Source organism: Serratia ureilytica, assembly GCF_013375155.1.
Lineage (GTDB): Bacteria > Pseudomonadota > Gammaproteobacteria > Enterobacterales > Enterobacteriaceae > Serratia > Serratia ureilytica.
In genome coordinates this window covers 78,157-87,679 of record NZ_JABXOF010000004.1, presented here as the reverse complement: position 1 = coordinate 87,679, position 9,523 = coordinate 78,157, and the positions used below count along the sequence as shown (strand labels likewise).

Below are 9,523 nucleotides of genomic sequence, written 5' to 3'. Positions count from 1 at the left end.
ATGACCATTTTATTTCCCCGATATTACTCAGGGATGACGAGGGTATTGAACTTGTATTAACCTGAGATGATTAGAGAATAATTAATATTTTTTTGTATTATTCATCGAGGTTAATATGCAGCAATTCTTACGATAAGAGCCTCTCCATATCAATAAGTTATACTTTATTGTTTGAAAAACAATAATTAATAATTTAATTAATTCATTGTCATCGAAATTTATGCCCGGTTTTATCGGCAGCGGCTCTATCGCTTTTTGTTATAACAATGGGAAAAATTATGCTGAAAAAATTTTGCGTTTTTTCGTGCGCAAATCAACGGCACCGTTCCCAACCGCAGACAATGTCAATGGGGCGGCAGAGCCCGCCCCAAGAGGTCTTACCACATCAGCCGGCCGATCAATGGCGCGGCCACGACCGTGATGATGCCGGCCAGCATCATCACCAAACTCGACACCACGCCCTCCTGCGGCCCCAGCTCATAGGCGCGGGCAGTGCCGGCGCCGTGCGACGAGGCGCCAAATCCGGCGCCCTTCGCCAGACGGCTGCGCACCGCCAGCCGCAAAAACAAAATATCCCCCACCGCCATGCCGAACACCCCGGTGATCACCACGAACAGCGCCACCAGATCCGGCTGCCCGCCCATCTGTTTGGCGGCCTCCAGCGCGAACGGCGTGGTGATCGACCGCACCGCCAGGCTGCGCTGCACCTCTTCCGGCAGCGTCAACAGGCGCGCCAGCCACACCGAGCTGTACACCGCCACCAGCACCGCGGTCGTTACCCCGGCGGTCAGCGACAGCCAGTGGCGACGGATGATATGCAGATTCTCGTACACCGGCACCGCGAAGGCGATGGTCGCCGGCCCCAGCAGCCACAGCAGCCAGTGGGTTTCACCGATGTAGTCCTGATAGGAGATATGGGTGACCACCAGCAGCAACACCAGAATCATCGGCGTCAGCACCAGCGGCATCAGCAGCAACGTGCGGCGGCGGCGATAGAGTTTCTTGTTGGCGAAATACAGCGCCAGCGTCGCCAGAAAACAGGCCAGGCTAAGGATAAAATCATTCATGGCGCTGCTTCCGCCGCTGCAGCCAAATCTCCAGCCGATATACCCTGTCCACCACCAGCCCGGTGGCGCCCAGCGTCAGCATGGTGCTGACTGCGATCACCAGAAAGATCTTCCAGCCCTCGACCATCAGCAGCTGGGCATAGTTGACCACCGCCACCACCGCCGGCACGAAAAACAGCAGCATTTCCGCCAGCAGCCAGCGGGAGCCGGCCTTGACCCAGCTGAGCGGCAGAATGCGCAGCAGGATCAGCGCCAGCAGCATCAGCATGCCGACGATATTGGCGGGGAGCGGCAGGTGGAATTGTTGCACCAGGCGATCGGCGATCAGGAACAGCGCCGCATACAACGCCACCTGAATCGGCACCTGCAAACGGGTCAGCAGGGAGGGGGCAACGCGGCGTAACGCCAGAGACATGAAAGATGACCTCAAACAATAATTGACGGCCTACAGTATACGCAGCCGGGAAACCACGCCTGAAATGAATTAAAATTATCGACATCATGCCGTCCGGGAATAGTTTCCCGCCGGTAGCGTCCCCAAGGAGAACCCTAACGTGGATGTCCGCACCCTGCGCTACTTCGTTGAAGTGGTGCGCCAGCAAAGCTTCACCCGCGCGGCGGAAAAACTGTTCGTCACCCAGCCCACCATCAGCAAAATGCTGCGGCATCTGGAGGAGGAGCTGGAATGCACGCTGCTGATCCGCGAAGGCCGCAAGCTGCGCCTGACCGACAGCGGCCAGGCGGTGTATCAGCGCGGCCTGACGATCCTCGACGAATTCCGCCAGTTGGAGGCGGAGCTGGAAGACATCAGCTCGGTGAAAAAGGGCGTGTTGCGGCTGGGCATTCCGCCGATGGTCGGCAGGCAGATCGCCGATCTGATCCGCCGCTTTCGTCAGACCTACCCCGGCATCGAATTGAAGATTTCCGAGCTGGGCGGGCTGTCGGTCGAACAGGCGGTGATGTCCGGCGAACTGGATCTGGCGATGACGGTGTTGCCCTTCGACTCGGAGCAGCCGCTGACCTTTCTGCCGCTGCTGGGCCACCCGATGTGCGTGGTGGCGCCGCGCACGCCGCAGTGGCTCAACCGCACCAGCATCAATATCGCCGAATTGGCCGACAGCCCGATCCTGATTTATAACGAAGACTTTGCGCTGTACAAGATGCTGATGAAGGCGTTTCGCCTGGCCGGTTTTGAACCGCAAATCGCGGTGCGCAGCGGCCAATGGGACTTCCTCGCCTCGATGGTGCAGGCCGGCGTGGGCATCGCCATGCTGCCGGAGCCGGTTTGCCGCTGGCTGGATAAGGAAAACCTGGTCTGGCTGCCGCTGGAACCGCGCATGGAATGGAAAATCGGCCTGATCTGGCGCCAGGGCAGCTATTTGTCGCACAGCGCACAGGCCTGGATCGCCTGCTGCCGCGACTACTGGCCGCCGCTCAAGTAGCCAAAAAACAAGGGCCGCACAGGCGGCCCTTCAGGATGGGGATAACGAGGAAAAACGTTTATTCCTCCCTCTGCGTTTACCCCTCGCGCTCGATCAACAGCGCTTCGAGCAAATCGAGATCGTGCAGCAGTTTTTGCAGCGTCTCGTTGCTGATTTTCTGCGTGGCGCGCAGGTGGTACAGCTCGCCGCGCTCGGCGCGCAGCGCCGTCAGGCGGAAACGCCGCTCGAGGTTTTCCATCGCCAGCGCATTCTCGATATCGTCTTTCGACGCGATACGCCGCCGCAGCATGCCCGTCACCCGCGAGCTGACCTCTTTCAACACCTGCGGATCGAGATTCTCTTCGGTATCGGCGACCAGGCGCTCTTCCATTTTATTCACGCTCTCGATCGCCACCTCGGCTGCCATAGCGATCGCCATGCGCTCTTCCTGCTTGCTGGCGCTCTTGTCGGTCACCTGCACGCCGCGCAACAGCAGCGGTAACGCCAGCACGCCGACAATCAACGACAGCAGGATCACCCCGGCGGCGATAAACACCAGCTGATAACGCGCCGGGAAGGCGGTGCCGTCGCTCAACAACAGCGGTATCGACAGCACGCCGGCCAGGGTAATCGCCCCGCGCACCCCGGCGAACGACGCCACCCACAGCTCACGCGTGCTGTAATCGCCGAACTGCAGCGGACGCTTTTTCATAAAGCGGTTGCTGGCCTTCTTCATCACCCACAGCCAGGTGAAACGCAGCACCAGCAGCGCGGCGTAGATGGTGGCCACGTCGGCGAACAGATACCAGGTCTGGATGGTCGGATCCAGCTCCGCCTGCAGGATGGAGGTTTCAAGAATGCCCGGCAGCTGCAGGCCCAGCATGATGAACACCATGCCGTTGAACACGAATTCCAGCATCGCCCACACGCTGTTGGCGCGCAGGCGCATCGCCAGCGGCGCGTTGCGGATCACGCCGGATTGGCTGATGGTCATCCCCGCCGCCACCGCCGCCAGGATGCCGGAAACGCCGATATGTTCGGCGATCAGGTAGGACGCGAACGGCAGCAGCAGCAGGAACACGATCTGGGTCGCCGGATCGTCGCCGCTCCAGCGGCTCATCACCCGCAGCGATTTACTGTAAGTCCAGGTGACCGCCACGCCGGCCAACAGGCCGCCGATCGCCACTTTGAGGAATTCAAGGGTCGCGCCGCCCACGGTGAACACCATCGTGCCCATCGCCACCGCGATGGCGAACTTGAGCGACACCAGGCCAGACGCGTCATTCATCAGCGCCTCGCCCTCGAGCACGCCCATGATCGGCTTGGGAATCCGCCCTTTGCCGACGATGCCGGACAGCGCCACGGCATCAGTCGGCGACAGCACCGCCGCCAGCGCGAAGGCCGCCACCAGCGGAATGCCCGGCACCATGGCGTAGATCAGATAACCGACGCCGACCACGGTGATCAGCACCAGCACCAGCGCCAGGCCGAGAATTTCACGCCCGTGATGCAGGAACTCGCGCGTCGGCGTTTTCCAGCCGTCGGCGAACAGCAACGGCGGGATGAACAGCACCAGGAACAGTTCGGGATCAAAATCGACGTGCAGCCCGAAATGCGGCCAGGCCAATAGGGCCCCGATGGCGATTTGCATCAGCGGCAGCGGCACCTGGAACGGCAACATGCGCGTCACCACCCCGGACAGGGAGACCACCAGGATCAAAATGAGGATTGTAAAAAAGATTTCCATGCTTTCCTTAGACTCTACGATTCAGACGACATCGGCTCAGGGCCTGCGTTGGTCCCGATAGTAGATCACTTTTTTTACAGCCGTTAAAGCTTGTTGTGCCTTTCAAAACGCGGTGCAGAGCAGAAGAAGACTTATCTTAAGAAGGGAATTGCCGTCACAGGCTCCCCCGCCCGATGGGCGAGGGAAACCCAAGAGGCTTAAATCGCCCAGCCGCCGGCGTAGAACGCCACCAGCGCCACGGCGATCAGCACGGTGCCGATGTTCAGCTTGCGCCATTCGCCGGAGAAGATGCGGCCGATGACCAGCGAGCTGAAGCCCAGCATGATGCCGGTGACGATGTTGCAGGTCAGCACGATGAACACGGCGCACAGCAGGCCGGCCATCGCGTCGACGAAGTCGTTGAAGTCCAGCTTGGTGACGTTGCTCAGCATCAACAGGCCGACGTACATCAGCGCCGGCGCGGTGGCGTAGACCGGCACCAGATAGGCCAGCGGCGACAGGAACAGGATCAGCAGGAACAGAACGCCGACCACGGTGGCGGTCAGGCCGGTCTTGCCGCCCGCTGCGGTGCCGGCGGCGGACTCGATGTAGACCGCGGCGGGCGCGGCGCCCACCAGCCCGGAGAAGATGCTGCTCAGGGAATCCGAGGTCAGCGCCTTGCCGCCGTTGATGATCTGTCCGTCTTTATCCAGCAGGTTGGCCTGCCCGGCCACCGCGCGGATGGTGCCGGTGGCGTCGAACACCGCAGTCATCACCAGCGCCAGCACGCTCGGCAACACCACCGGCTGCAACGCACCCATGATATCCAGACTGAAGATCAACGATTTGCCGTCAGCGTCCGCCAGGCTAGGCATGGCGAACAGCCCCTGGTATTTCACCGCCGGATCGACGAGCAGGCCGATGATGGAAATGGCGATGATCACCAGCAGAATGCCGCCGGGCACGCGCAGTTTCTCCAGGCCGAAGATCACCGCCAGACCGACCAGCGTCATCACCACCGGGAAAGAGGTGAAGGCGCCGAGCGCCACCGGTAAGCCATCCAGCGGGTTCTTCACCACCAGGCCGACGCCGTTGGCGGCGATCAGCAGCAGGAACAGACCGATGCCGATGCCGGTGCCGTGCGCCACGCCCATCGGCAGATTGCGCAGGATCCAGGCACGGATACCGGTGACCGAGATGACGGTAAACAGCACGCCCATCACGAACACCGCGCCCAGCGCCACCGGAATGCTGATGTGCTGGCCGAGCACCAGGCTGAAAGCGGTGAAGGCGGTCAACGAGATCGCACAGCCGATGGCCATCGGCAGGTTAGCCCACAGCCCCATCAGCAGCGAGCCCAGCCCGGCCACCAGGCAGGTGGAGACGAACACCGCCGCCGGCGGGAAACCCGCTTTGCCCAGCATGCTCGGCACCACGATCACCGAGTACACCATCGCCAGGAAGGTGGTCAGCCCCGCCACCACTTCCTGTCGCACGCTGCTGCCGCGCGCGGAAATTTTAAAATAGCCATCAAGCCCGCCGGTTGGTTTTGCGGCGTGGTTCGCTTGAGAGTTCGACATAGGTTACTTCCCCTGTGTTTCATTAATCGGCCCGTCACAGCAGGCCTGTCATCTCGCCCGCGCCCGATCGCCACGTAATCGTTTACGTCACGTTCCGCTTCCTTGCCCTTCCGTCGCATCGCCAACGGCAATGCGCACCAAGGCAAACGTTTAACTCGCAGCGCGCGGTACGGGTAATTTATGGTGGTTTATTCAAGGCAAACGATTATCCTGCCTTCCATAGCGTCTAATCAACTAAAGATCGCGACAATTTATGCAGAAAGCGGCGGGAAGGGCTTCTGCGCGAAATGACGGGGCGATCCGGCGCCCCTGCCAGCCTGTTTCACGGCGATCTTATTGCGCCTGCACCGCTGCGGGATCCATATACATCAATTCCCAGATATGGCCGTCCAGGTCCTGAAATCCGTGACCGTACATCACGCCATAGTCCCGCGGCGGATGATAGGTATTGCCGCCGCCGGCGATCGCCTTGCGCACCAGTTCGTCCACCGCCGCTCGGCTGGGTTGCGACAGGCACACCAACACTTCGGTGGCCTGTTTGGCGTCGCCGATCGGGTTGGGGGTAAACATCCTGAATTTGTCGTGGGTCAGCAGCATCACGTAAATCGTGTCGCTGACCACCATGCAGGCGGCGGTATCGTCGGTAAATTGCGGGTTGAAGCTGAAGCCAAGCTGGGTGAAAAACGCCATTGAGGCGGGCAGATCGCGTACGGGCAGATTTACGAAGATTTGCGTAGCCATGGGCTACCTCCGATGAAGAATGACCCCATCGAGTATAGCCCATCCGCTTAACTCAGCAGGTCGTAAGGGCCGCCCTGTTCCAGTGCCCGCTGGTAAGCGGGCCGGGCGTGGATGCGCTGCAGGAAGCCGCGCAGTTTCGGGCAATTGTCCAACGCGCCGCGCGCCGCCATCGCCTCGAGCGGGAAGCTCATCTGTATGTCCGCCGCGCTGAAATCGTTGCCGACGAACCAGCTGCCCTTGTTCAGGTACTGTTCGAGATACTCGCAGTGCGGCGCGATCTGTTTGTCGAGGTATTCGCGCTGTACGCCCTTGCCGATCGCGCCCGCCACCGGCCGCAGCAGCCAGGGGATCGGCGGCTGGCCGAGACGGCTGAACACCAGCTTCATCACCAACAGCGGCATCAGCGATCCCTCAGCGTAGTGCAACCAGTAGCGGTATTGCTGGCGCGCGTGGAAGTCCGTCGGCATAAACATGCCCTGTGCGTCGTAGGCTTCCTGCAAGTATTCGATAATGGCGCCGGATTCCGCCAGCGTCAGATCGCCATCGACGATCACCGGCGATTTGCCCAGCGGGTGGATCTTTTTCAGCGCCGGCGGCGCCAGCAGAGTGTGCGGATCGCGCTCGTAGCGTTGCACCTGATAGGGCACGCCCAGCTCTTCCAAAAACCACAGAATGCGCTGCGACCGCGAGTGATTGAGATGATGAACAATGATCATGATGACGCTCCTGTCCGCTGCCACACCAGTTCGCCGATCTGCACGCCGTTGCCGAGCTGCAGCGGCACCGTGCGCAACGTCAGCCGATCGGCGTTAAAGGCGTAAAAGCGCACCTGACGGCTGCCTATCCAATTGGGGAACGAACAGCCTTCAACCTGATGCACCACCCGTTGCTCGCTTTCTTCCACCTGATAACGGCCGAAATAGCAAATCATATTGATGAAGGCGGCATGGATCTCCCGCTCGGATCCCTGCGCCAAATCGTCGGCGACGAAACGCGGCCGCACGGCGCTGTATAGCTGCGCCGCCATCGTGCCGTTGGCCTCATAGTGGATGCGCCCCAACACCTGCTCGCCCAACGGGTAATTCAGCTCACCGTTCTGGTTTTTGAACGCCGACGACACCAACGCCCAGTTGCCGATAAACGCGTTTACCGTCATGACGCTTCTCCGGTTAAGGATCGTCTGTAAAGGGTAGTGGCAATTTTTGCCGCACGCCAACGGCTGAAAAACCGTCAATTTATTTGACAGAGATACTCAAAACTCTCCGGTTTTTTATTCACACCCGGTGCACTAGTATTTAACACATCGAGAGACAACACGCTCTCACCTAATAAATACTCTGAGGAACACATCATGAAAAACGTCAAAATTTTTGCTACCGCTGCACTGCTGGCTACCGCTTCTTTCGCTACCTTCGCCGCTGAGCTGCCAACCAGCCAGCCAGCCGCAGACGCGCAGAAAATCGGCGTAGTCACCGTGAGCGGCGCCGCCAACCTGAGCGCGCTGGAAAGCGAACTGGCCAGCAAAGCCGCCGCGTCGGGCGCCAGTTCCTACCGCATCGTCGCCGCCGGCGGCCAAAACAAACTGTACGGCACCGCAGAAATCTTCAACTGATCGTCGGACAGCCAATCGACGGAAGAAAGAAGCCCCGCAAGGGGCTTTTCTCGTTTCAGGCGGCCAGAGCTCTTTGTGGACAGTGATCGCCATTCATTTCACCCATACTGAATGACAGCGCAATCCCCTCACCCACTTTGGAGAAATAGCATGACGACAGCACAACCTCTGCAAGGCAAAGTCGCATTCGTTCAGGGCGGCTCCCGCGGCATCGGCGCCGCCATCGTGAAACGGTTGGCGAACGAAGGCGCCGCCGTCGCCTTTACCTACGCCGCCTCGGCCGATCGCGCCGAAGCGGTGGCGAGCGCCGTGACCGCCGCCGGCGGCAAAGCCCTCGCCATCAAGGCCGACAGCGCCGATGCTGCGGCGCTGCAGCAGGCGGTTCGCCAGGCGGTGAGCCACTTCGGCAACCTGGATATTCTGGTGAACAACGCCGGGGTGTTTACATTGGGCAGCACCGAAGCGCTGGCGCTGGACGATCTGGATCGCATGCTGGCGGTCAACGTGCGCAGCGTATTCGTCGCCAGCCAAGAGGCGGCGCGCCACATGAATGACGGCGGCCGTATCATCCACATCGGCAGCACCAACGCCGAACGCGTGCCGTTCGGCGGCGCGGCGGTGTATGCGATGAGCAAATCGGCGCTGGTCGGCCTGACCAAAGGCATGGCGCGCGATCTCGGCCCGCGCGGCATCACCGTCAATAACGTGCAGCCCGGCCCGGTGGACACCGAAATGAACCCGGACGCCGGCGAGTTCGCCGATCAGCTCAAGCAGCTGATGGCGATCGGCCGCTACGGTAAAGATGAAGAGATCGCCGGTTTTGTCGCTTACCTGGCCGGCCCGCAGGCGGGTTATATCACCGGCGCCAGCCTGAGCATCGACGGCGGCTTCTCGGCGTAACATCCAAGCCCCGCGAGGGGCTTTTTATTGGCTTGCCGCAGTATGCAAGCCTGACGACGTCGATGCACGCTTGTTTCCCCTGCCCACGCTTTACGCCGCCAATCCCGCGTGAAATACAACAATCGAATCAGTTTATGTACAAAAACGGAATAGTTTATTGACGATTCTGTTATTTATTCACCTCACTGCCCCCTTTATCCTTCGCTCCATCGTGTCGTACCGGACACCCTTATTTTTCGAATCATCGAACACAGGATAAAGATATGAAAACCATGACCACCGTTATTTCACTCGCTCTGTTTTCCACGCTGTCGTTTAACGCTGCAGCAGAGAGCGTTACCGCAACCGGCAGCACGCTGGATTCCACCGAAGCCCTCATCGCTAAAAAAGCGCAAGAGGCCGGCGCAAGCGGCTACAAAATCACCAGCGCCTATATGGGTAATTTCGTCACCATGAGTGCGGAGCTGAAAAAATAA

At 60.1% G+C, this 9,523-nt stretch carries 11 protein-coding genes; 4 read left to right on the top strand and 7 right to left on the bottom strand.

The genetic code is table 11. From position 1 onward, the window contains the following. Window positions 1–377 precede the first annotated feature (377 nt). A complete protein-coding gene (locus tag HWW83_RS09265) occupies window positions 378–1,067 on the bottom strand; it encodes an LrgB family protein (protein ID WP_004936833.1) in 690 nt (229 codons plus the stop codon). Further along, window positions 1,060–1,482 (bottom strand): CidA/LrgA family protein, encoded by a 423-nt coding sequence (locus HWW83_RS09260; protein WP_004936830.1) that lies wholly within the window; start codon window positions 1,480–1,482, stop codon window positions 1,060–1,062. Before HWW83_RS09260 ends, HWW83_RS09265 begins: the two co-directional genes overlap by 8 nt. 139 nt (window positions 1,483–1,621) lie before the next feature. Here HWW83_RS09260 and HWW83_RS09255 point away from each other — a divergent pair, with 139 nt between their 5' ends. After that, complete coding sequence (locus HWW83_RS09255) at window positions 1,622–2,509, top strand: LysR family transcriptional regulator (RefSeq protein WP_033644435.1); 888 nt, start codon at window positions 1,622–1,624, stop codon at window positions 2,507–2,509. A gap of 76 nt (window positions 2,510–2,585) precedes the next feature. Here the strand turns inward: HWW83_RS09255 and HWW83_RS09250 are convergent, their stop codons facing one another. The 5 genes from HWW83_RS09250 to HWW83_RS09230 all read right to left on the bottom strand — a co-directional run bounded on the left by HWW83_RS09250 (window position 2,586) and on the right by HWW83_RS09230 (window position 7,691). Beyond that, window positions 2,586–4,235, bottom strand: coding sequence for a Na+/H+ antiporter (locus tag HWW83_RS09250; RefSeq protein ID WP_004936822.1), 1,650 nt, complete (start codon window positions 4,233–4,235; stop codon window positions 2,586–2,588). Between the two features lie 197 nt (window positions 4,236–4,432). Then, window positions 4,433–5,794: an NCS2 family permease gene (locus HWW83_RS09245; protein WP_176589234.1), complete on the bottom strand. Its 1,362-nt coding sequence runs from the start codon at window positions 5,792–5,794 to the stop codon at window positions 4,433–4,435. A 333-nt stretch (window positions 5,795–6,127) separates the two neighbouring features. Continuing rightward, on the bottom strand, window positions 6,128–6,535 hold the full coding sequence (locus HWW83_RS09240; protein ID WP_015379207.1) for a VOC family protein: 408 nt from the start codon (window positions 6,533–6,535) through the stop codon (window positions 6,128–6,130). 47 nt (window positions 6,536–6,582) lie between these two features. Beyond that, entirely contained in the window at window positions 6,583–7,251 is a 669-nt protein-coding gene (locus HWW83_RS09235) for a glutathione S-transferase family protein (RefSeq protein ID WP_176589233.1), read from the bottom strand. Beyond that, window positions 7,248–7,691 (bottom strand): lipocalin-like domain-containing protein, encoded by a 444-nt coding sequence (locus HWW83_RS09230; protein WP_176589232.1) that lies wholly within the window; start codon window positions 7,689–7,691, stop codon window positions 7,248–7,250. Before HWW83_RS09230 ends, HWW83_RS09235 begins: the two co-directional genes overlap by 4 nt. A 195-nt stretch (window positions 7,692–7,886) precedes the next feature. Between HWW83_RS09230 and bhsA the strand changes: the two genes are divergently transcribed. From bhsA to HWW83_RS09215, 3 genes are all read left to right on the top strand, one after another. Next, window positions 7,887–8,147: a multiple stress resistance protein BhsA gene (gene bhsA / locus HWW83_RS09225; RefSeq protein ID WP_047573541.1), complete on the top strand. Its 261-nt coding sequence runs from the start codon at window positions 7,887–7,889 to the stop codon at window positions 8,145–8,147. A 150-nt stretch (window positions 8,148–8,297) separates the two neighbouring features. After that, on the top strand, window positions 8,298–9,047 hold the full coding sequence (locus HWW83_RS09220) for a 3-oxoacyl-ACP reductase family protein (RefSeq protein ID WP_033644429.1): 750 nt from the start codon (window positions 8,298–8,300) through the stop codon (window positions 9,045–9,047). 272 nt (window positions 9,048–9,319) lie between these two features. Next, entirely contained in the window at window positions 9,320–9,523 is a 204-nt protein-coding gene (locus tag HWW83_RS09215; RefSeq protein ID WP_459076041.1) for a YdgH/BhsA/McbA family protein, read from the top strand.

Bases quoted from the DNA above. Each gene is read 5' to 3' on its own strand.
- HWW83_RS09235 (WP_176589233.1), bottom strand. From the start codon at position 7,251: ATGATCATTGTTCATCATCTCAATCACTCGCGGTCGCAGCGCATTCTG.
- bhsA (WP_047573541.1), top strand. From the start codon at position 7,887: ATGAAAAACGTCAAAATTTTTGCTACCGCTGCACTGCTGGCTACCGCT.
- HWW83_RS09240 (WP_015379207.1), bottom strand. From the start codon at position 6,535: ATGGCTACGCAAATCTTCGTAAATCTGCCCGTACGCGATCTGCCCGCC.
- HWW83_RS09230 (WP_176589232.1), bottom strand. From the start codon at position 7,691: ATGACGGTAAACGCGTTTATCGGCAACTGGGCGTTGGTGTCGTCGGCG.
- HWW83_RS09245 (WP_176589234.1), bottom strand. From the start codon at position 5,794: ATGTCGAACTCTCAAGCGAACCACGCCGCAAAACCAACCGGCGGGCTT.
- HWW83_RS09220 (WP_033644429.1), top strand. From the start codon at position 8,298: ATGACGACAGCACAACCTCTGCAAGGCAAAGTCGCATTCGTTCAGGGC.
- HWW83_RS09215 (WP_459076041.1), top strand. From the start codon at position 9,320: ATGACCACCGTTATTTCACTCGCTCTGTTTTCCACGCTGTCGTTTAAC.
- HWW83_RS09250 (WP_004936822.1), bottom strand. From the start codon at position 4,235: ATGGAAATCTTTTTTACAATCCTCATTTTGATCCTGGTGGTCTCCCTG.
- HWW83_RS09260 (WP_004936830.1), bottom strand. From the start codon at position 1,482: ATGTCTCTGGCGTTACGCCGCGTTGCCCCCTCCCTGCTGACCCGTTTG.
- HWW83_RS09265 (WP_004936833.1), bottom strand. From the start codon at position 1,067: ATGAATGATTTTATCCTTAGCCTGGCCTGTTTTCTGGCGACGCTGGCG.